The sequence below is a fragment of the Allosediminivita pacifica genome, from assembly GCF_003054175.1.
GTDB classification, from domain to species: domain Bacteria; phylum Pseudomonadota; class Alphaproteobacteria; order Rhodobacterales; family Rhodobacteraceae; genus Allosediminivita; species Allosediminivita pacifica.
The window spans coordinates 1-21753 of the sequence record NZ_QBKN01000042.1; the positions used below are offsets into that span (position 1 = coordinate 1).

The following is a 21753-nucleotide window of genomic DNA, read 5'->3' on the forward strand; positions in this document are numbered from 1 at the left end:
ACGAAGAAGTGCGGTGGCCGCCAGACAGGCCGCGCGCTGCGCTACGCCGAATGGCTCCGCGCGCGGCCTCCTACACCACCCCGTGGGGCACTACCGATAGCGGACCGAGAAGGCGCCGTGCTCCAAGCGAACGGGTGCGCTTGCGGATAGCGGAGCCAGCAAAGGTCCACACCGACTTCAACCTTGGCCGCCCACCGCCCGTATGGTTTCGCGGACGCCTCGCGGACCGTGACTTGAGCCGGCAGGCCTGCAGCGAACGAGGGTCACGGACGAACAGATCATCGGCACTATGGACGCGCACGCGGCGGGCGCAAAGTGCCCTGCCCCGTGCGGCAAGCACGGCATATCGGCGCGGATCGTGAGCGCCACCTGGGCGGTCGACTGGGATACGGAACGCACGCATTTCACCCTAGCCCCTGCGCGCACCAGCGCAAACATCTACTGGCTCCGGTCGCGGCTGCATGAAAGTTCAGTGGCAAGTCAGCATCTGGCCCTGGCCCCCGCGCGTCCGCGTTCATGCTTCAGACGTCGTTCTTGAAGGGATCGTCCTTCGGCAGTTTCTCACGGATGTAGTCACGCCGCTTCCACTCGGGCGGTGGCGGCGAACGACCTTCGCCGGGGACGTTGGGCGAAGCTTCGCCCTGGGCGAGATCGGGCAGGTAGCGGGGACAGTTCGGGTAGATCTCGTGGCAATCGACCGAGACGATCAGCCCTTGGTGGCCCTTGACCTCACGCAGCGCGGCATCTTCGCGCACCGAGGCGCGGCCACTGATCCGGATGCGGCGGCTCTGCCCGTCGAACCTCACGAAGAGCAACCCCACCTCGGGGTTTGCCCGGATGTTGCCGAGCGTACGGTACATCGAGTTGCCGTCGTATTCCGGCCACTCGAGCGTCCGCGGCCCGGTCACCTTCACGAAGCCGGGATCGCCGGACCGGATGCTGCAGTCTACGTAGGGCGTCGCCGCCGTCGCGATGAAGAAGAAGGGCGATGTCTCGATCATCTCGCGCTCGTCCTCCCATAAGGCCTCGTGCAGGCGGCGCTCCTCGAGCGCGTCGGCCACGCGACGCCCGTCGTAACGGTCCTGCAGGGCGCGCATGTCCTCGTGGTAGAATGGGCGATCAGTCATTTGAAAATCTCCGGCCGGCCGAAGGCAGCGTGCTGGCCCGCGTGGCGGGCGGGCGCGGCGTGTCGTCGACGCTCAGGTGGAATACGTCCGGCCGGGCATAGTGACCCGCGACGTCGAAGTCGAACTTGCCACGGTTGATCTGGTCGGTGTCGAGATCGGCATAGAGGATCGTCTCGGCGTCGAAGACCGGCCCGGCAAGCACCTGCCCCAGCGGGTCGATGATCATGCTGCCGCCACGCATCAGCACGCGGTCATCCTCGGACCCGAGCACGTTGCCCATGCCTTGCGGGAAATCGGCCCCCGTCAGGTACTGGCAGGCCGACAACACGAAGCAGCGCCCCTCGAGCGCGACGTGGCGCATGGTGGCGGCCCATGAATCGCGGTCGTCGGCGGTGGGCGCGCAGTAGAACGAGATGTCCTGGTCGTACATCGCCATGCGCATCATGGGCATGTAGTTCTCCCAGCAGATCACCGCGCCCATGCGCCCCCAGGGGGTTTCCACCGTGTCGAGCGTCGAGCCGTCGCCGAAACCCCAGCACAGCCGCTCAGAGGCCGTGGGCATGAGCTTGCGGTGCTTGCCGAGAAGCGCGCCCTCCGGCCCGAAGTAGAGCGCGGTGCAGTAAATCGTGCCGCCGTCCCGCTCGATCACGCCGATGGTGACGAAGCAGCCAGCGGCCTGCGCCGCCTCGGAGATGGCCCGCGTTTCCGCCCCCGGCACCTCGATCGCCGCCTTAGCATAAAGATTGAATTCCTCACGCCCCTCGGGGGTGCGGTGGCCGATCGCCACCTTGAAGTCTGCCCCCTTGGGATACCCCCCGAGGTAGGCCTCGGGGAAGACGACGAGCTTCGCGCCTTCGGACCCGCATTCCGCGATGGTCGCCAGCGCCTCTTCCAGGGTTGCCCCGGTGTCGGAGCCGCGTGCGCCCTTCTGGACAACGGCCGCTTTGATGACCGGCATGTGTTCTTCCTCTTCCAGGTCTTGGTCTTTGCGCGGCATTCAGATGCCGAGATAGGTCTTCTTGACGAAGGGATCGTCCGCCAGTTCGCCGGCGGTCCCCTCGAGCGTGATCCGGCCGTGGTCGAGCACGTAGCCGCGGCTCGCCACGCGCAGCGCGCTCGACACGTTCTGCTCGACCAGAAGCACGGCGATGCCGCGGCTGTTCACGTCGTTGATCGCGCTGTGGACCTCCTCGACCATCATGGGCGCCAGCCCGTGGCTCGGCTCGTCCATCAGCAGCAGCTTCGGGCGGGCCATCATGGCCCGGCAGAACGACACCATCTGCTGTTCGCCGCCCGACAGCGTGCCCGCCATCTGCCGGCGCCGTTCCTTCAGGCGGGGAAACAGGGTGAAGGCCGCCTCGAGGTCCTCGTCCAGCGCCGAGGATCGCCGGTGGTAGGCGCCCACCATGAGGTTCTCCACGACGCTCATCTGCGGAAAGATGTGCCGCCCCTCGGGCACGCAGGCCAACCCCGAGGACACCCGCGCATGCGGCGGGTCGTCCGAGATGTCGCGCCCCTCGAAGCGGATGTGCCCCTTCTGGTGCGGCAGCGCGCCGGAGATGGCCCGGATCAGGGTGGTCTTGCCGGCGGTGTTCACGCCGAGGATCGCGACGGTCTCGCCCTCTGCCACCAACAGGTCGATGCCCTCGATGATCGTGCGGTGACCGTAGCCGCCGGTGACGTTTTCGAGTTCAATCATCATGGCCGGCTCCGAGGTAGGCTTCGATCACGGCGGGATTGCTGGAAATCTCGTCCGGCGTGCCGCTGGCGATGAGCTCGCCGAAGTTCAGGACGAGGATGCGCTCGGACAGCTTCATGATGGCCTTCATGTGGTGCTCCACCACGACGAAGGCGATGCCGTGGCTGTCGCGCAGGCGCAGGATGGTGGCGATGACCTCGTCCATCTCGGCGGGCGTCAGCGCCGCCATCACCTCGTCCAGCAGCAGAAGCTTGGGCGAGGTCGCAAGTGCCCGCGCGACTTCGCCCAGCGCGCGCTGCGGAAAGGTCATGTCCTCGACCGCGAGGTCGCCCGCCTCCTCCATGTGGAGATCGCGCAGGCAGCGGGTGGCCGTTTCGCGGGCCTGCGCCAGCGGCTCGTGGCCAAGGGCCGCGGTCAGCACGTTGTCGTAAAGCGTCATGCCCGGGAAAAGCGCGGTGTTCTGGAAGGTCTTGGTCATGCCCGCCCGCGCCACGCGATGCGGCTTGGATCCGACCATTTCCTGTCCCTGGAAGCGGATCGACCCGCTCTTGGGCCGATTCAGGCCGACGAGCGTGCTGAAGCAGGTGGTCTTGCCCGCCCCGTTGGGGCCGATCAGGCCGATCACCTCGCCCTCGCCCACCGTGAAGGCGACCTCGTTCAGCGCCTTGAGACCGCCGAACCGGACCGTGACGTCCGAGACGGAAAGAAGTGGCTCGCTCATGCCTCTTTTCCTTTCTTGCCAAACCGGTCCGTGACCAGGTGTCGGAAGGAAACCAGCCCCTCGGGCCGCGCGATCACGATGACCACCAGCGCCACGCCGAACAGGAACGGCGAGATGCCGGGCAAGGCGTCCGACAGCGTGCTGTTGAGGAACTCCTCCACCAGAACCACGAAGAGCGCGCCGACGATGGGACCCCAGAGCAGCCCCACCCCGCCGACGATCGCGATCAGTGCGGCGCGGATCGAGATCTCGGTCGTGCTGAAGACGGTGTCGGGGTCGATGAAGAAGGTGAACTGCGCGAAGAGCCCGCCGACGAGCGCCGTGCAGGCGGCCGAGATGATCGCCCCCGTCAGCTTGATGCGCACTGTGTCGATGCCGGTAACCTCGGCCGCTTCCTCGTTCTCGCGGACCGCCCGCAGCATGTAGCCCAGTCGCCCGTGGCTCATGACCGCGAAGACGGCCGAGACGAGGAAGAAGAGCGCGGCGAAGAGCGGCACGTAGGCGCCCGGCTGGCGGAACTGCATCATGGCCAGCGAGTCGCCGTAGAACGGCACCGAAAGCCCCTGCGGACCACCCGTCACGCCCGACATGGCTTGTGCACCGATCCGGCAGATTTCACCGAAGGCCAGCGTGGCAAGGGCGAAGTACGGCCCCTTGAGCCTCATGGTCGGAAGCGCGATGGCCCCCGCCGCTACGGCGGCAAGCACCGCGCCGATGGGCATGCCGATCCACGGCGTCAGCTCGAACTGCACCTGCAGCACCGTGCTGGTGTAGGCGCCGATGCCGAAGAAGGCCGCGTGGCCGAGCGAGATCTGGTTGGCGAGCCCGCCGACGATGTTCCAGGCCTGCCCGAGGGCGGCGGCCATGAGAATGAGGCAGAGCACCCGCACGCCGTAGCTGCGCGGATCGAGGGCGAGCCCGAGGAGAATGGCGGCAATGGCGATCACCGCGAGGATCAGGAGGGATCGTTTCATTTCGCCGCCTTTCCGAGCAGCCCCTCCGGACGCAGGGCCAGCACCGCGATGAAGATCACGAAGAGCGCGAGGTTCTGCAGCTGGATCGGCAGCACGAGCGTCGAGGCCGACTGAACGATCCCCACGAGCAGCCCGCCCAGAAGCGCGCCCATGACGCTGCCCAGCCCGCCGAGAACCACGACGGTGAACATCAGCACAACGTAGTTGGCCCCGATGGTCGGATAGGCCGGCGCGAAGCTCAGGACGATCCCGCCACCAAAGGCGGTCAGCGCAGCGCCGAGCCCGAAGGCGATGCCGTAGATCCAGCGCGTGTTGATCCCGAAGAGCTGCGCCGCCGGCGCGTCCTGCGCGGTGGCGCGGATCGCCCGGCCCAGCCACGTCCGGTTGAGAAGCGCCCAAAGCGCCACCGAGATCGCCACGGCGGCTACGAAGGCCTTGAGGTAGACCGCAGAGATGAAGAAGGGGCCAAGCCGGTAGGAAATCATCTGCGCGTCGGTCTGAACCGACCGGAAGTCCGGCCCGAAGATCATAAGCGCGCCGTTTTCCATCACCGCGAGCAGCCCGACGGTCAGGAAGATCTGCGCGACGTGATCGCTCGACATCACGCGCTGCACGAGTAGGCGCTGGATCACGTAGCCCAGCATGAATCCCGCGGCGAGCGCGAGCACGGCGCCCAGCATCGGGTCGAGCCCGAGGAAGCTCCAGGCGAACCAGGCCACGTACATGCCGAGCATCAGGAACTCGGCCTGCGCGAAGTTGACGATGCCAAGGACGCCGAAGACGAGCGAGAGCCCGACCGCGACGACGCCGTAGACACCACCGACGAGGAGACCATCGAGGATGGCCTGAACGAGAGGGGTCATTTCAGTTTTCCGCTTCTGAATGCGCGGCGGAGGCCGGTCGCCTCCGCCGGAAGGATCAGTCGGCCGTGGCCCAGATCGGTTCTTCGCGTGCCGACTCGGGCGGGTAGACCGTCACGATGTCGTCTCCGCGCCACTGCACGAAGATCGGAAAGCCGGTGGTGGTCGCGCCGGTCTCGTCGAAGGCGATGCATTCGCCCGGCAGCCCCGAGGCGAAGCCGTCGCAGTATTCCAGCGCCGAGATCGCGTCGCGGATTTCCACGGGGTCGGTCGAGTCGGCCTCCTCGATCGCCGTGATCATGTGCTGGAGCGCCGCCCCGTACATGAGCGCCTCGTGCGGCATGAAGGTGCCGTGGGCCTCCTCGTAGTCCGCGTTGATCTCGGGGACGTAGTCGTAGTTGGCGGGCGCGACCGAGAACACGTTCTCGGTGAACTCGCCCAGCCCGTCCTTGAAGGCCGGGATGATGTAGCCCGCCGCGCCGCCGACGACCGGCGTGCTCAGCCCCTGCTGGCGCATGGTCCGCACGATCAGCAGGCTGTCGTTGAGGTAGGACACCGGGAAGACGATGTCCGGCTCCGCACGCCGCACCGAGTTGATGAGCGGCGACACGTCCGAGATGCCCAGCGGGTAGCCCTGGTCGACCGCCACTTCGATGCCAGCCTCGGCGGCCGCGTCGCGGATGCCCGCGGCCTGCGCGGTCCCGTAGGAGGTGTCCTCGTAGAGGATCGCGATGCTGGACACGTCGACACCCTCGGCCTCGGCGATCTCGACCGCGTGGTTGAGCTGCGCCGCGCCGATGGCGCTGCCCTTGGAGGAGATCTGGAAGATGTACTCGTAGCCGCGCTCGGTGATCTGGTCCGCGAAGGAGTGGCTGATCATCGGCACCTGCGCGCGCTCGGTGATCTCCGAGGCGGCCAGCGTGATCGAGCTCGAGAAGGACCCGATCAGCCCCACCACCCCGTCGTTGTTGATGAGCCGCTGCGTGGCGGCGGGCGCGTCGCCCGGCGCGGGCACATCGGTCACGACCAACTCGACCCGGTCGGCGATGCCGTCGGTCTCTTCCTGCATGCGTTCGAGCGCGAGCCGCATGCCGTTGACGCTGCTGTTGCCGAACTGCGCGTTGGGGCCGCTCAACGGAAAGATTGCCCCGATCTTGATGGTGTCTTGCGCCATGGCCGGAAGCGCGCCAAGCGCCAGGGCCGAGCCGAGGAGAATTGCCTTGGTGGTCATGTGGTCCGTCTCCGAGGTTGCTGTTTCGACGAACCCTGCCGCCGGGGCGCTGGCAGTGTCCACAAATCTCGACTTCATGTTCAGATACTTCGAAAATCAGGCCATAAAATCATTGATAGCAGAGCATCTTGCACAGTAATTTGGTGTCGAATGAATTTGACACACCGATAAAGGGGCGCACGATGGACGAGGGGCTCGAAGCACTGGGGCTGAACGAGAAGGAGATTCTCTTCTACCGGACGGCGCTCATGCTCGGCACCGCGACGGTGTCCGAGATCTCGACCGCCGCCGGCGTCACCCGCACCAACGGCTACGACCTGCTGTCCCGCCTGAAGCGCAAGGGCCTACTCACCTTCGTCGAAACCGGCGGCTCGCGGGTCGTCTCGGCCGAGGACCCAAGACAGCTTCTCGACATCATGGAACGCCGGAAGGCGCTTGTCCGCGATGCCGTACCGGAGCTCATGTCGCTCTACGGCGGCAGCCGGTCGCGCCCCCGGATGCGCATCTACGATGGCGTCGAGGAGATCAAACGCGCCATGACCGAAGCGCTCGACTGCCATTCGGGGCTCCTGCTGGGCTTCCTCGCGATGAAGTCACTGATGGAGATCCCGGGCGAGGACTGGATGCGCAGCTTCATCGATACGCGCGTGGCCCGTGGCATCACGCTGCGGGTGATCCGTGCCCGCAGCAGCGAGACCGACATGGTCTGGCCGGACTCCGACGACGAGCTGCGCCGCCTGCGCTACGCGCCAGCCCACATGGACCTGCGCACAACGATGTTCATCAGCGACGACAAGCTTGTCTACGTGTCATCCCAAGCGGAACACTACGCCATGGTGGTCACGAGCCAGGAGCTTGCCAGCTTTCACCGCTCGATGTTCGACTTCCTCTGGCCGCACTGCGAGACCGCCTGATCCCAAGCTCCATGACGGCCCAACACCGCCCTTCAAGACCATGGGCCGTATCACGGACGCACCAAGCCGAACCTCCGGTCTGGCCCCATCGTTTTGGTTGGGCGAGCGTGCTTCACCGTTCGCAAATGAGCGGTGAACACGTCAGATCTCTACTGGTTGAGCGATGCGCAGATGGCGCGTCTGACGCCTTGCTTCTTCACGTCGCATGGCAAGCCGAGGGTTGATGACCGGCGTGTCCTGAGCGGGATTATCTTAATCAATCGCAATGGCTTGCGATGGCGAGATGCGCCAGGCGGGATCAGATTGCCCCAGAAGACGCCTGCGTCAGCCAAACCCGACACGAGAAGCGAGGTAACGACGGGTGTGGCCAAAGGCGGCTCCAATCACGGCCGAAGCTAAGCGAGCGAGCGTCAGCCTCCACCGCTTAGCCGATTGGGCTGGGAAACCCGCGCCGAAGAGTCACGACCGCGCAAGCATCCATGAGGCCCCGAATACCGACCCACGGTCGGGGTGTAATCTTTTCTAGTCAGATACTTATTCAGGAATTTTCGAGACACGTGCCGATATCGGGTGCCGATCTTTAAGAGACATGATGCAGCCGCGCCGCCTGACGCGTCCAGGCACGCCCTGACCAGCGTCCTGCGGCGGCGTCTGCTGCTGGCTCTAGCGCGACAAAGAACGAGACCTCGAGCAGACCTCTGTGCGAACGAACCGGATACTCACCAAAACCAGAACGAGAAGCCCGCAAGAAGCGACGCCCACCCAGCCAAGATGAGCGAGCACCCAACTTCCCGTTGCCGAACCAACCGCCCCCGCGAGCGTGAAACTGGCCATGAAGATCCCGTTGAGCCGGGCCCGGGCGCCGGGATCTATTCCGAATATGGCCCGCTGACCGATCACGAAACTGAAGGTCACCGCCGCGTTGATCAGGCTCGCCGCGACAACGATTCCCGCAGCGGCCCAGAGCGTACCGTCGGGAAAAAGCAGGGTCAGGACGAAGCCGACTGACGCCATGGCGAGCGCCGCGGCGGTCACCTGCTTGCCAAGCCCCTTGTCCGCCAAGGCCCCGGCCAGCGGGGCGGCCAGCGCACCGCTGGCCGCGGTCAGGGCGAAGATCCCGACATCCCCCTCGCTCCAGCCCCAGGCCGGCTGCATCAGCCAGAGCGGCACGGCGGTCCAGAACAGCGAAAAGCCCCCGAAGAGCCCGGACTGGTAGGCGATACGCTGGCGCAGCAGCGGATATCGGAAGGGGGCCCTGACCATCGACCTGAGCACCGACGCGGTGTTTTCCGTCTCGGTTGGTTGAAGCGGCGGCAGGCGCCAGAACAGAACCACGAAGAGGACCACCATCATCACGGCGAAGAGGCGGAAGACATCGGGCCAACTGAGAACCTCCGCTATCAGCCCCGCCACGGGACGGGCCACCATGATCCCCAGCATCAGTCCTGCTGTCACCAGCCCTACAACTCGGCCCCTTCTGACTTCGGGGGCAAGATGGGCCGCGTAGGGGACGAGCACCTGGACGCAGACCGACCCAAGGCCGATGGCAAGGCAGGCTGCGAGAAAGACACCGGCCGCCGGCGGCAAACCGGCGACCAGTAGCCCTGCGCCCGCAAGCGCCACGAGCCAAAGGATCAGCTTCCGGTTCTCGACGCGGTCCGCGAGCAGCACGATCAGCAGCAGCCCCAGCCCGTACCCAAGCTGCGTCATCGTCACGACGGTTCCCGCCGCCTGCCGCGACAACCCAAGGGTTGCCGCGATCGGGCCCGCAAGGGGCTGGGCAAGGTAGACATTGGCCGCCAGCGCCCTGCATGCGACCGAGAGCAGCGCCACCGAACGGCCGTGACCCGGATCGTCCATCTGCGTCGTCTGCGCCAATCAGATCCCCGTCTGCATGAGGATCTGCTTCCAGACGGACGTTTCGTCGAAAAGCGTCCACTCCCGCCGCACCTTCGGTTCCGCCGTGCCCAAGAGACCGAACTCGGCGTGCGAGATGCCAAGGACATGCACCTGCGTGCCGGTCGGCGCCCCGAAGATGCCCCAGCCGTCATGCGTCCCCGTCAGGCTCCAGCGAACGGCTGCACGCGGCGGCATCATGGCGTCCTCGCGACCGATCTGATGATGGATGGTGAAACGCGCATTGGGGAACGAGGCCCGCAATCCCATCCAGAAGCGATCCACCGACCCGAAGGAATACCCCGTGACACCGCCCGGGTACTCGGCCTGCACGGCGCGGTCATAACACTCAGGGATCGCCCGCATGTCGGCCCCCATGATCCGGGTCAGTATCTCGCCATACCGCTGCCCCCAGGGGTCGTCGTTGCCCTGCCCCTTGTAGGGCCCCTCGGGATCGTTCTCGGGCGTGAGCGGACGCACGCAGGCCTCGACCCCGCCCTCACGCGCGATGAGGTCGGCGGCGTAGGCGCGCGGCTCCCAGCCCATCTGGCGGACGATGGCCCCTTGGTCGCGGATCAGCCATTCGTCGTCGATCATGTTGTCGCGCGCGTGGCAGTCCGCAAGGATGCGGTAGGCGAGCTTCCGGCCCGTGGCCGCCCCATAGACCCCGTCGCCCAGGTGGGTAGCCGTCGAGAGGATGCGGTGCGAGCTCAGCATCCCCTCTTCCGGTGTGCCAGACCAGATCACGTCCTCGCCCAGCAGGGTCCGATCGGGGAACTCGGCAAGCGTCGCCATTGTGGCCCCGATGACGTTGTCGTTGCCGATCACCACGGAAGCTGGCGACCGCACCACGACCTTCGGCGCGTAATAGTCGTGCAGCGTGGCGATGCCGCGATCTTCCCAGATTTCCTTGGTGATGCCGATGATGTAGTCGGGGAAATCGCGGAACTTGGGGTCGAAACCTTTCATGTCTTCCATCCTTCGGGCACGCGGGCCGAGGCGCGCAGGATCAGCGGCGCCTCGATCGCCTCGTGCGTTGGGTTTGCCGCCTGCGGAGTTTCGATCGCGCTCAGCAGGGCCGCCACGGTCCGTTCGACCATGAGAGCCGCCTGCTGGCGTACGGTGGTAAGCTGGTAGGAGAGCCACGAGGCGCTCGGCACATCGTCGAAGCCCACGACCGAGACGTCGCCCGGCACCGACAGCCCCAGTTCGAACCGCAGGACGTCCATGGCGAAGAGCGCCATCTGGTCGCCCGCGACGAACACGGCGTCGGGGCGGTCGCCCTCCTGGCCGGCAAAGAGCTCGCGCACCGCCCCGGCGGTGGGCTCGCGCTCGAAGTTTCCGCAGGCCCGCGCAAAGAGCGTGCGCCCGCCTTCGGCAAGCGCCGCGCGGAAGCCTGCCTCGCGGTCGCGCTGGGTCGATGCCCCTTCCCAACCGGCGATGTAAGCGATCCGCTCGTGTCCGCCCGCGATGAGGAATTGCCCCACGCGTCGCGCCCCGCCCGCGTTGTCCGAGGTCACAGCCGACAGGCCGTCGATGTCCTGGAACCGGTTGAACATGACCACCGGCACACCGGCGGCCTGGCAGCGCGAGGCGAGATCGGAGGACAGCGATACCGAGGCCAGCACGATCCCGTCGACCTGGTAGTCGAGGATCTGCTCCACCACCTCGTCGATCTCTCCGGTCTCGGACGAGGCCATGAAGACGAGGATGTGGTAGCCTTGGGCCTGCAACGCGTTGGACAGCTTCTCCAGCACCTCGGGGTAGAACTGGTTTTCGAGGTAGGCGATCACCAGCCCGATGATCCGGCTGCGGCCCGAGACCATGGCACGGGCAAGCACATTGGGCCGGTAGCCCAGCTCGGCCACTGCCTTGCGCACCTTTTCCTCAGTCTTGGGCGAAACTGACGCGCCGGGCGTGAAGACCCGGCTGACCGCCGAGGGGCTTACGCCCGCCCGCTCGGCCACCATCGATGCCGTTACCCTCTCAGCCATGCTCTCCCCTGCAGACGACCATGCAGTCGTCGGCAAGGTCTTCGGTGACCGCGGCGAAGATGTCGCCGATTTCGTCCTGGGTTTTGGGTTTCGCCAGGCTCGTCGCGTTGCGCACGAAGACTGCGCGCCGGTACCCATCCCGGAACGTCAGCCGCAAGTCGAAGCGATGGGTGCGCACCTTGCGCTTCTGCCGGCTGTAGAAGCTGAGCGGAGGAAGCTGCACTTCCAGCCCATAGAGTTCAGGGCTGCGAAGGGCGTCCAGGGCGACGGCGTATTCGGACTCGCCATCGAAATGGTAAACCTGCCGGACACCGCTGGTCATTGGTGTCGCGATTGCAACCGACACCCGCTTGACCGTGTCGCTCCGTGTCAGCGGATTCCGGTCACCTGCATAGGGCAGAACGCCGTGGATGGACGCCACTTTCAAGGCAGGCTGCTTCTTGGTTGGGGCCGGCTGATCCTGCAACCAGTCTTCGTAGTTCGACATACCGTCTCCGTTCCCGGAAACGCGGCATTTCCGGGGTACTCATCTTTTCATCCTGGATCTCGGACCGCGCTTGCCCGGACCGTTTTCGACTTCTAGCGTGGCAAGCAATACACGGGCGATCTCTGCCCCAACTTCCAGGCGCGCACCCGAGGGTGCGCGTTTTTCTTTGCCCAGAGAGAGACCGCGATGGGCCCCTCTTCCTGCGCCTGATCAGGGTCGACGAAACCGGTGAAAATCCAAAAAGAAAAAAGCGTCGTCTCTTGAAGACGAGACCGGGATCGCCCGCAACCCCATTGAAAATGCGACAAACTAAAAACTCACTTTCTTCTCCTGACTGTGTGAAGAAGGCGATTTCCCAAAGCCACTGGCCCTCGACGACCACGCCACTCGGGCTTTTCGCGTTGGGCGAGGCAGAGCGAGCCGGGGAAATTTCCAAGCGCTGCGTGGCGGTAGGGTCACGCCCCCTGGTTCGCCAGGCGGGAGCAGGTTGCCCTGGAAGAAACCTGCGTCAGCCAAACCTGACAGGAGAGGCGAGGTGACGACGGGTTTGGCCAAGGGCGGCTCCAATCACGCCCTAAGCGATCGAGCGTCAGCCTCCACCGCTTAGCCGATTGGTCTGGGAAACCCGCGCCAAACACCTACGTCCGCGCAAGCATCCATGAGGCCCCAAATGCCGATCCGCGGTCGGAGTATTATGTAAATTAATCAGATACTTATTAAGGAATATTCGAGACATGTGCCGATATCGGGTGCCGATCTTTAAGAGACATGATGCAGCAGCGTCGCCTGACGTGTCCCCCACGCCCTCACCAGCGTCCTGCGCCGGCGCCTGCTGCTGGCTCTAGCGGGACAGAGAACGAGAACTCGAGCAGTCCTCTGTTCGAGCGAACCGGGCCCTCCCTCGCGGCGACCGCAGCCAGAAACTCCAGCGGGAGCGTTCCAAGATTGAGAGGAGTACAAGATAGCCGAAAACCCCCGATCTCGTCGGTCCGACGTTGGGGAACGGAGCACTGAGCGCCGGGCTTCGGCTTCAGGTGGAAGAAGATCAAGACGGCCCTGCTACCTTGCCAACCCTCGCCCGGTTCCAACTTTTCTCACCGGATTGCCGGGCGAGCGGCACCCGCTATGACAGATAGCGCCACCGTCCTGTCTCTGGGCCAAGCACCTGCAGCATGTGGTTGATGCACTTGTGTCGGCGCGAGGGGCCTAGAAGCTTCACGGTGCCGCCTCGCTCGACATCATTTGCCGGGGGCCAGGTCGGAGACGACCCACCTAAGCCGCTGGTTCTCTGCCCAGAGTTCCTTGCGCTGCTTCAGCTGATCGCGGCTCATGCCGCCATACTTCCTGCGCTACGGGGAATAGATGGGCTGCGTGATGCTTACTTGACGCACCGCATCGCCGACCGACAGCCCCTGACGTTGCAGCACCTTAAACTCCTGCGGCTTCAGTACGATGTCGTCCGGCTTCTCTCGCTTCCCAGCCGTTCTCTGGCTTCTCCATCTGTGGGACACAATCCTAACCCGCTAAGTGGATCGCGTCAGTGTCGGCAGTCCACAAGTATCCGGTAGCGTTCCCCAGCCGCCCGGCGGCGGCACGGCTTTACAGAAGTGACATCAAACCGTCGGGCGAGTGTTATCGAAAGGTGGGAGACGTCGGCATGCACACGTGTGCAATGCCTTTGCAACGACAAGCCTCCTGGGATTGCTCTCCATGACCTTTCACATGAAATCTGCGGCTCTTGCCGCGCTTCTGGGCTCGGTGGCCTTCGCTGCCGCAGCCGAAGACTACACCATCACCGTCTGGTCCGGCGGGACGGGCGACAGCTCGAACTACCGTATCGACGCCATCAGCATCGCCGCCGAACAGATGATGCGCGAAGCCAAAGTCCGCGGTGAAGACCTCAACATCACCGTCGAGGGCCAGGCCTGGTCTGGCTGGGACGACTTCAAGCAGGCCGTCACGCTGGCCTCCGAGGCCGAGAACGCGCCCGACATCATCGTTTCCGGCCACGAGGACATCGGCCCCTGGTCCGAGGCTGGCCTGATCCGTCCGATCGAGGACTACGTCTACTTCGACACCTGGCCGCTCAACACCATCTATCCGAACCTGATCCAGACCGCCTCGTTCAACGGTCAAATCTGGGGTGTGCCACAGGACGCGGAGGCCCGGGTCATGTTCTGGTCGATCCCCGCGCTCGAGGCAATCGGCTGGTCGCGCGACGAGATCGAGAGCCTTGCCGACCGCGTGCAATCGGGTGAGTTCACCCTTGCCGACATGGTGGACACCGTGAAGCAGATGCAGGACGAAGGCGTGATCGAGCCGGGCATGGGCTTTGGTCCGCGCGTCTCGAACGGCCCCGATTACTGGCAGTTCTACCAGAGCTTCGGCGGCGAGATGGCCGACCCCGAGACCGGCAAGCTCATCGTCGACACCGCCGCGCTGGAAGGCATGTACGGCTTCTTCGCCGACGCGGTCGAGCAGGACGTGGTTTCGCAGACGCACCTCGGCACCGAATGGGACGTCTGGCACCAGAATGCCGCCGCCGGCAACTACGGCGCATGGCATGGCGGAACCTGGCACAAGGCCCAGTGGCAGAACCAGTTCGGGCTCGAGGATTTCTTCGGCGAAGTCCAGTACACGCTGATCCCCGCGGGCAACGAGGCCGGTCGCGCCAACTCGATCACCCATCCGCTGGTCTACCTGCTGAGCGCCACCAGCACCGAGGACGAATCCGCAATTGCCGCCGAACTGATCGCCATGGCCTCGGCCCCCGACATCAACGCGCTGCACGCGGTGAAGTCGGCGCACCTCGGCATTTCCGAGGACGAGACGCAGGTGCCTCTCTATGCCGGCGACGAATGGCTGGCGGCCGCGTCGGAACGCCTTGCGCCGCACACCAACGCGATCCCGAACAACTCGGACTTCGGCACCTTCTGGACAGCCATGTACCAGGGGCTGGAGTCGAGCTGGACGGGGGCAACTGATCCTGCGGAAGCCGCGCAGAACGTGGCCGACAGCGTCAAGAAATCGCTGGGCGACAATGTCGTCGTTCGCTGATCCGACACTCGAAGGGGCGCGCTCGTCGCGCCCCTCTCGCGCCCGCCGCGCGCCGGTATCGCGGCTGGGGCTGATCCTGATGGCGCCAGCCATGCTCCTGCTTACGCTGTTCTTCTTCCTGCCGGTGGCGCTGACAGGTGTCTTTGCCTTTACTGACCTGTCGACCTCGACCGGCATCGGGCGAGGCGACTATGTCGTGACGCCGAACCTCCTGCGTGAACTCGGCGACCGCGGGATGTCCTCGGCCGATCTCGAGGCGGTGAGCCGCGCCAGCGTGACCGTCGACGCCGAAACCATCGAACGGGCCCGTGCCGCGGGTGTCGACGGCCGTTTTCTGGACGATATCGAGGGCGATTTCCTTGGACGCAGCTTCGACGCCCCCTCCGACTTCGAGAGGGACCTGCGCCGGCTTCGCACGGCGCCGCGCCGCGCACGCGACCTGAAATCCGCCGCCGCCCTGTTCGAGACCTCGGTCCTCAACCAGCGTTTCACCACCTCCGATGGCCTCTCCGCAAAGCTCGAGACCTTGGCACCGGAGGTGACACCCGCAGCCCGCGCGCAAATCGTCGACGCCAGTTACACCGGGGCCCGTTTCACCACCGAGAACTTCGAACGGCTCGCCACGCAGAAGGAAACCGCGCGGCTGGTGGCCAATACCTTCCTCTATGTCGGCGCGACGCTTTCGCTGTTCAATGTCGGGCTCGGGCTCTTCCTTGCCGTGGTGCTGTTTTACACGCCCAAGGGCATGAGCAGCCTGTTCTCGACGCTGTGGCTCCTGCCGCGCATCACGCCGGTCGTGCTCTATGCCGTCATGTGGAAGTGGTTCACCTGGGAGGGGGGCTTCCTGCCGATCCTCGCCGAGCAGGTAGGCCTGCCATCATTCAACTACATGAAGGGGTCGGTGGTCACCGCCTGGGCCACCATGATCACGCTGAATGGTTTCATCGGCGCCTCGTTCGGGCTGATCCTGTTTTCCGGCGCGCTGCGCGCGATCCCGGTGCAGCAGCTCTGGGCGTCGGAGGTCGACGGTGCATCCCGTTGGCAGCAGGTGCGCAGGATTATCCTGCCGCAGATGCGCTGGCCCATCCTGTTCGTCACCGCCTACCAGACGCTGTCGCTGCTCTCCTCCTACGAGCAGATCTGGCTGACCACCAACGGAGGACCGGGGCGGACCACGACCGTCTGGGCGCTCGAGGCCTTCAAGACGGCCCTGTCGAACTACACCGGCAATCTCGAATACGGGATGGGCGCGGCCATGGCGCTGGTGCTGGTCGTCGTGGGGCTGGTTCTGTCGCTGATCTACCTGCGCCTGTTCAAGTTCAACGAACTCGTCGGCCGACCGAAAATCGAGATCTGACATGACGAGAAACTTCGCGCTTTTCCCCCTGATGGTCGTCATCATCCTCGTCAGCCTGCCGCTGATGACGATGTACGGCTTCCTGATCCTCGACACCTTCACCGATGCGCCGCCCGGAGAGCTTTGGCCGGACGAGTTCACGCTGCGCCACTGGCGGTTCCTGTGGGACATGTCGGCGGCGGGCAACGTCTGGATGGCCACGCTCAACACAGCCGTGCTGGCGCTGTCGATGGTCGCGGTGGTGGTGCCGGTCTCGTCTCTGGCGGGCTATGCAATCTCCAGGCTGAACCTCCCCTACCGCCGCTTCTTCCTCGCCGGCATCCTGGTGATGCATGCCTTTCCGGCGGTGACACTGCTGATCGGCGTCTTCTTCGTGCTGAAGTTCACCGGGCTCTACAACACCATGATCGGGGTGATCCTGGTGAAGGGCGCTCTGATGCTGCCCTTCGGGATCTGGATCATGAAGGGCTTTTACGATGCTGTTCCGTGGGAAATCGAAATGGCCGGCGTGCAGGACGGGGCGTCACGGCTGACGGTTTTCTGGCGGCTGATCGTGCCGCAGGTGAAACCTGGGCTGGTGGCGCTTTCGGTCTTTGCCTTCCTCGACGGCTGGGGCGAATACCTGCTGCCGCGCGTGCTGGCGCCGGGATCCGAAATGACCGTCATGTCGGTGCTTCTGAACCAGCTGATCGCGGGCGACGACATCGGCTTCGACTTCAATCTCTTCAAGACAGTGGGTGTGTTCTACACCCTGCCGGTGATCGCTCTGTTCGTGATTTTCCAGAACCGGCTGATGACCATCTTCGGCGGAGGCACCAAGGGCTGATGCGACTACATCTCGACAACTTCACCAAGTGCTTCGACGGGACACCCGTGATCGAGGGGCTGAACCTCACCGTCGAGGACGGGGAAATGCTGGCGCTACTGGGCCCCTCGGGCTGCGGCAAGTCGACGACGCTGCTGTCGATCTGCGGGATCTACCGCGCCGACGGCGGGCGCATCCTGTTCGGCGACCGGGACGTGTCGGCCCTGCCCTCGCAGCGGCGCAACGTGGGCGTGGTCTTCCAGAACTACGCGCTCTATCCCCACCTGACGGTCGAGGAAAACATCGCCTTCCCTCTGACCGTGCAGAAGAAGCGCACCGACAAGGCCGAGGTCGCGCGGCAGGTCCGCGAGATCGCCGAGCTGATTCACATCGAGGCGCTGCTGAGCCGCAGGCCCGCGCAGTTGTCGGGCGGCCAGCAGCAGCGCGTGGCGCTTGCCCGGGCGCTGGTGCGCAAGCCCGACGTGCTGTTGCTGGACGAGCCGCTGGCGAACCTCGATGCCAAGCTGCGCCTCGAGATGCGATCGGAGATCCGTCGCCTGCAGCTTGAGACCGGGATCACAGCAATCCTCGTCACCCATGACCAGGTAGAGGCCATGTCCATGTGCGACCGGGTCGCGATCATGGACAAGGGTGAGATCCTGCAGATCGACAGTCCCACCGAAATGTACCGCGCGCCGGCCAATCGCTTCGTCGCAGGCTTCCTCGGCAACCCGCCGATCACCTTCCTCGACGGGCAGACGGCGCAGGAGGGGCGGTTCGCCATGGCCGAGGGGCTGACCCTGCCCTTGCCCGCGCATCTGCGTAACATGCCCGCCGGGAGGCCCATCGCGCTGGGTCTGCGGCCAGAACACTTCGGCCACGGCGGTGCCGGGCAGGCCTCGGGCCGAGTGACCTTCGTCGAACCTCAGGGGCGCGAGATGCTCTTCGACGTGCAGGCGGCGCCCGGCGTGACCCTGCGGTCGATCCAGCCCACCCGGGATGACGTGGCCATAGGCGACGAGGTGACCTGGAGCATCGACGCGGACCGGATGCTCGCGTTCGACGCGGACGGGAGGCGGCTGTGAGGGCCGGCCTGCAGTACCCCTTCCCCACCCGCACCGATGCGCGGCCTCTTTGCATCGCGCACAGGGGCGCGCCCCTCTACGCGCCCGAGGCCTCCGCACAGGGCTATGCGTTCGCGGCCGATCTCGGGTCCGAGATGTGGGAGGTGGACATCCACCTGACCGGCGACCGCGTGCCGGTGGCTTGCCATGACGCGGTGGTCGGCGATCTCCGTATCGCCGACTGCGCGCGCGCGGATCTCGTCGGCTTCATGGATCTCGATCAGCTCGTCCGACATGCTCGGGCGCGAGGACAGGGGCTTTACCTCGACCTCAAGGCACAGGGCAGCGGGTTGCCCTGCCTCGAGATACTCTCGAAACACGGCTTCGAACCCGCGGTTCTCGGCGCTTTCGACGATGACGAGGCGCGCGCGCTGATCGCGGCGCAAAGCCCCTGGCCGGTTTCCGTGCTGGTGCGTCCGGGGGAAGATCCCTTCGCACGGGCCGAGGCCACCCAGGCCGATATCATCCATCTTTGCTGGGAGCATGCCTCGGCGAGGCCGCAGGATCTCGTGACACCCGAGCTGATCGCCGAAGCGCAGCGGCGTGGCCTGGGACTCGCGCTCTGGCACGAGGAACGGCCCGAGGTTCTGCGCGATCTTCTGAGCCTCCCGGCACTCGGCATCTGCACCAATCAGCCGGAACTGATCGGCGGCTTCGAGAGCCTTGGCGATCACGGCATCGAGGTGGTCTGCCATCGCGGCATCAACCACATCGCGCCTGAAAACACGCTGGCGGGCGCGCGGCTGACCTACGATATGGGCTGCGATTGGCTGGAACTGGACGTCCGGACGACCCGCGACGGCGAGATCGTGGTCCTGCACGATGCGACGCTCGACCGGACGACCAACGGCAATGGTCCGATCCTAGCAAAAGACTGGGCCGACATCGCCGATCTGGATGCCGGAAGCTGGAAGTCAGCGCATTGGCAGGACGAGCGCCTGCCCCGGCTGGCGGAGATGATCGACCTCGCCAAGGCGCGCGGCCGCCGGATCTACATCGAGAACAAGGCCGTTCCTGCGAGGCAACTTCTGGAATTCGTCGAGGCGCGGGATTTCCTGCAGGACTGCTTCTTCTGGTCGCCCGATCCGACGCTGCTGCGCGAGATGCGGCAGCTTTCACCTCAGGCCAACATCAAGTCGAACATCATCCATCACGTCAGCTTCAATACCATGGTTGACGAGCTTTCCCCGCAGATCTGCGAGATCCAGGTCGCCGACTGGGAGGTAGAGGCCCCTCTCTGCCGCGCGCACGGCATCCGGCCCATGCTGCAGTTTTTCGGCGAGGATCCGGCGGTCTTTGCGCGCATCGCCGAGTGGCGGCCCGAGATGGTGAACCTGGACCGGGCCGACCTGCTGCTGGCCGCGCTGAAGGCCGCATTGTGAACCGACCGCCCCGTGCATCGGATGTCGCGGCGCTTGCCGGCGTGTCGCGTTCGGCGGTGAGCCGCGCCTTCACCGACGGTGCCTCGGTCGCGCCGGAGACCCGCGACCGGATCATGGCCGCGGCCGAGGAACTGGGCTACCGCGTCAACCACCTCGCCCGCAGCCTGAAAGAGGCGGCGCCGTCGAAGCTGGTCGCCCTTGTGGTTTCGGACATGGACCATTCCTTGCGGGCACGACTGGTTGATCTTCTCGCCCGTGGTCTCGTGGCCGGCGGCTTCCGCCCGTTCCTGCTTCCTTGGTCGCAGGGGGACGATCCGCGCCAGCTCATCGACATGATGCTGAATTACAATGTTTCTGGCGCGATCGTGACATCGGACACGCCACCGGAAGAGATCAGCCACCAATGCGCCCGCTTCGGCGTGCCACTGGTGCTGGTGAACAAGGCGCCGGTCGATGCGCGCGCCGCGCGTGTCGTTCAGGATACCGATGCGGCGGGGCGCATGGCAGCGCACCTGCTGCGCGAGGCGGGTTGCCGCAGGGTGCTTTATGCGGGACAGGCGCGCGCCTCCTTCACCATCGATGAACGGCGACGCGCCTTTGAGGCGGAACTCGGAGCTCTGGGAATGACCCTCGCAGGGCAAGTGACCGGCCCCAGCCAGAACCACGCCGGGGGCCTTATTGCGGCAGAGCAGTATCTGGCCGCGCGCCATGATGTCGACGGCGTGCATTGCGCCAACGATTTCCTGGCGCTCGGTTTCATCGACGGGCTACGCCGCGCCGGGCTGCCAGCGCACGACTGGCCCGCCCTCGTCGGCTGTGACGACATCGCCGAAGCCGCCTGGCCCGCCTTTGACCTCACCACGATCCGCCAAGACCCGGGGCTGCTGGCCAACGCCTGTCTCGATGGGCTTGCGGACCGCATCGCGCACCCGGCCAACCAGCCGGAGCTGCAAGTTCTTCCCGTCGCCGCAGTGCGGCGGGCCACGACAAGGAAGACGAACATTGACTGAAGGACTGGCGGCGCGCGTGACGGCCGCGGAAGAGATGATCGCCGAGGCATCCGAGCGCGCCATGGCATTTTTCGAACGGCGCTCGGACCTGTCGGTCGAATGCAAGACGGACCCTCAGGACCTGGTGAGCGAAGCCGACCGCGATGTGGAAGCGCTGATCCGCGAAAGGCTGGCCCACAGCTTTCCCCGCGATGGTTTCCTGGGCGAGGAACTTGGCGTGTCGCAGGGTGACGGCCGCTGGACATGGATCGTCGACCCGATCGACGGCACCGCATCCTTTCTGCACGGCTTGCAGGGCTGGTCGATCTCGGTAGCGCTCTGCCACGACGGGGAGACCCTGGCCGGATGGGTCGCCCACCCCTGCAGCGGCCGCGTCTATAGCGCCCTGCGTGGCCAGGGCGCTTGGTGCCGATCCGCTCACCTGTCGGTCTCGAAAGGCTGCAGCCTCGCCGACGGTCTGATCGCAATGGGCTCTGGCAACCCCGATCTGATCGCCGCGATGGTCCGGGACCTGCTAACCTCCGGCGGGAGTTTCCAGCGCAACGGATCGGCGGCGCTCAGCCTCGCCCATGTGGCGGCCGGTCACTACCTGGGCTTCATCGAGCCGCAACTCGCGCCCTGGGACTGTGCCGCCGGCCTGCTTCTCGTCGAGGAAGCCGGCGGTTGGCACGCGCCTCATCCGATGGACCGGTCCGCCCCGGTTATCGCCGGCGCGCCCGGTCCGCGAGCGCAAATCGAGCACCTGAGCCGCAGCTTTCAAAAAGCAAAAGAAGACAGCTATGCGAAGCTAGGTTGAAAACCTCGGGAATGGGGCCGTGTCGGTTAACCCTTTTGAGCCACGACACGCTACGCGACAAGCTCGGCGACATACGCACCCTGACCATCGACGCCTTTTTCGAAAGGTTCGTCTGATCACCTGTCGCGCCTGCAACGCAAATCCGCAAACGAGCCTCGCGGCCTAAGGTCAACCCCATGCAGGTGACACGCCCCCGAAAGGCACTGGCCCCATCAAGCCTTGAGGGGTTCAAAAGACCTTCACTTGACCCGGGGACTTCGCCATGCGGAATGGCGCAAACGCTTGACGGACAGGAGATGCGTCTTGGCCCTGACTTTGA

General features: G+C 65.4%; 19 protein-coding genes and 1 pseudogene. 9 read left to right on the plus strand and 11 right to left on the minus strand.

The features are described 5' to 3' along the window. Positions 1-521: 521 nt before the first annotated feature. From C8N44_RS21195 to C8N44_RS21225, 7 genes are read right to left on the minus strand one after another with little or no spacing between them, the layout of a single operon-like run. A complete protein-coding gene (locus C8N44_RS21195; protein ID WP_107978759.1) occupies positions 522-1127 on the minus strand; it encodes a pyridoxamine 5'-phosphate oxidase family protein in 606 nt (201 codons plus the stop codon). After that, entirely contained in the window at positions 1120-2085 is a 966-nt protein-coding gene (locus tag C8N44_RS21200; RefSeq protein ID WP_107978773.1) for a carbon-nitrogen hydrolase family protein, read from the minus strand. The genes C8N44_RS21195 and C8N44_RS21200 overlap by 8 nt, the downstream gene beginning before the upstream one ends. A gap of 39 nt (positions 2086-2124) precedes the next feature. Beyond that, complete coding sequence (locus C8N44_RS21205; RefSeq protein ID WP_170121112.1) at positions 2125-2829, minus strand: ABC transporter ATP-binding protein; 705 nt, start codon at positions 2827-2829, stop codon at positions 2125-2127. Then, on the minus strand, positions 2819-3547 hold the full coding sequence (locus tag C8N44_RS21210) for an ABC transporter ATP-binding protein (RefSeq protein WP_107978760.1): 729 nt from the start codon (positions 3545-3547) through the stop codon (positions 2819-2821). Before C8N44_RS21210 ends, C8N44_RS21205 begins: the two co-directional genes overlap by 11 nt. Further along, positions 3544-4521: a branched-chain amino acid ABC transporter permease gene (locus C8N44_RS21215; RefSeq protein ID WP_107978761.1), complete on the minus strand. Its 978-nt coding sequence runs from the start codon at positions 4519-4521 to the stop codon at positions 3544-3546. Before C8N44_RS21215 ends, C8N44_RS21210 begins: the two co-directional genes overlap by 4 nt. Beyond that, the gene (locus C8N44_RS21220; protein WP_107978762.1) at positions 4518-5384 is read right to left on the minus strand and encodes a branched-chain amino acid ABC transporter permease; all 867 of its coding nucleotides are present in this window, start codon (positions 5382-5384) and stop codon (positions 4518-4520) included. Before C8N44_RS21220 ends, C8N44_RS21215 begins: the two co-directional genes overlap by 4 nt. Before the next feature lie 55 nt (positions 5385-5439). After that, positions 5440-6612 (minus strand): ABC transporter substrate-binding protein, encoded by a 1173-nt coding sequence (locus C8N44_RS21225; RefSeq protein WP_107978763.1) that lies wholly within the window; start codon positions 6610-6612, stop codon positions 5440-5442. Positions 6613-6794: 182 nt separating this feature from the next. Between C8N44_RS21225 and C8N44_RS21230 the strand changes: the two genes are divergently transcribed. Next, positions 6795-7526, plus strand: a complete 732-nt coding sequence (locus tag C8N44_RS21230; protein WP_107978764.1) for a TrmB family transcriptional regulator — start codon at positions 6795-6797, stop codon at positions 7524-7526. Positions 7527-7658: 132 nt separating this feature from the next. Continuing rightward, a pseudogene (locus C8N44_RS21235) lies at positions 7659-7817 on the plus strand (transposase); the annotation flags it as partial. Positions 7818-8189: 372 nt separating this feature from the next. Here the strand turns inward: C8N44_RS21235 and C8N44_RS21240 are convergent. Genes C8N44_RS21240 through C8N44_RS21255 form a run of 4 tightly spaced genes read right to left on the minus strand, consistent with a single transcriptional unit; the run spans position 8190 to position 11903 of the window. Continuing rightward, positions 8190-9404: an MFS transporter gene (locus C8N44_RS21240; RefSeq protein ID WP_107978765.1), complete on the minus strand. Its 1215-nt coding sequence runs from the start codon at positions 9402-9404 to the stop codon at positions 8190-8192. Further along, a complete protein-coding gene (locus tag C8N44_RS21245; protein WP_107978766.1) occupies positions 9405-10391 on the minus strand; it encodes a nuclear transport factor 2 family protein in 987 nt (328 codons plus the stop codon). Continuing rightward, the gene (locus tag C8N44_RS21250) at positions 10388-11416 is read right to left on the minus strand and encodes a LacI family DNA-binding transcriptional regulator (protein ID WP_107978767.1); all 1029 of its coding nucleotides are present in this window, start codon (positions 11414-11416) and stop codon (positions 10388-10390) included. The genes C8N44_RS21245 and C8N44_RS21250 overlap by 4 nt, the downstream gene beginning before the upstream one ends. Then, positions 11409-11903, minus strand: a complete 495-nt coding sequence (locus C8N44_RS21255) for a hypothetical protein (RefSeq protein WP_244641171.1) — start codon at positions 11901-11903, stop codon at positions 11409-11411. The genes C8N44_RS21250 and C8N44_RS21255 overlap by 8 nt, the downstream gene beginning before the upstream one ends. A gap of 1722 nt (positions 11904-13625) precedes the next feature. On the opposite strand from C8N44_RS21255, the gene C8N44_RS21260 reads away from it, so the two are divergent. Genes C8N44_RS21260 through C8N44_RS21290 form a run of 7 tightly spaced genes read left to right on the plus strand, consistent with a single transcriptional unit; the run spans position 13626 to position 21434 of the window. Beyond that, positions 13626-14960, plus strand: coding sequence for a sugar ABC transporter substrate-binding protein (locus C8N44_RS21260; protein WP_244641170.1), 1335 nt, complete (start codon positions 13626-13628; stop codon positions 14958-14960). Further along, entirely contained in the window at positions 14944-16317 is a 1374-nt protein-coding gene (locus tag C8N44_RS21265) for a carbohydrate ABC transporter permease (protein ID WP_107978768.1), read from the plus strand. Before C8N44_RS21260 ends, C8N44_RS21265 begins: the two co-directional genes overlap by 17 nt. Position 16318: 1 nt before the next feature. Continuing rightward, on the plus strand, positions 16319-17143 hold the full coding sequence (locus C8N44_RS21270; protein ID WP_107978769.1) for a carbohydrate ABC transporter permease: 825 nt from the start codon (positions 16319-16321) through the stop codon (positions 17141-17143). Further along, the gene (locus C8N44_RS21275) at positions 17143-18207 is read left to right on the plus strand and encodes an ABC transporter ATP-binding protein (RefSeq protein WP_107978770.1); all 1065 of its coding nucleotides are present in this window, start codon (positions 17143-17145) and stop codon (positions 18205-18207) included. Before C8N44_RS21270 ends, C8N44_RS21275 begins: the two co-directional genes overlap by 1 nt. Further along, a complete protein-coding gene (locus C8N44_RS21280) occupies positions 18204-19628 on the plus strand; it encodes a glycerophosphodiester phosphodiesterase (RefSeq protein ID WP_107978771.1) in 1425 nt (474 codons plus the stop codon). The genes C8N44_RS21275 and C8N44_RS21280 overlap by 4 nt, the downstream gene beginning before the upstream one ends. Beyond that, positions 19625-20638: a LacI family DNA-binding transcriptional regulator gene (locus tag C8N44_RS21285; protein ID WP_244641169.1), complete on the plus strand. Its 1014-nt coding sequence runs from the start codon at positions 19625-19627 to the stop codon at positions 20636-20638. The genes C8N44_RS21280 and C8N44_RS21285 overlap by 4 nt, the downstream gene beginning before the upstream one ends. After that, positions 20631-21434 (plus strand): inositol monophosphatase family protein, encoded by an 804-nt coding sequence (locus C8N44_RS21290; RefSeq protein ID WP_158274121.1) that lies wholly within the window; start codon positions 20631-20633, stop codon positions 21432-21434. Before C8N44_RS21285 ends, C8N44_RS21290 begins: the two co-directional genes overlap by 8 nt. The last annotated feature ends 319 nt before the right edge of the window (positions 21435-21753 follow it).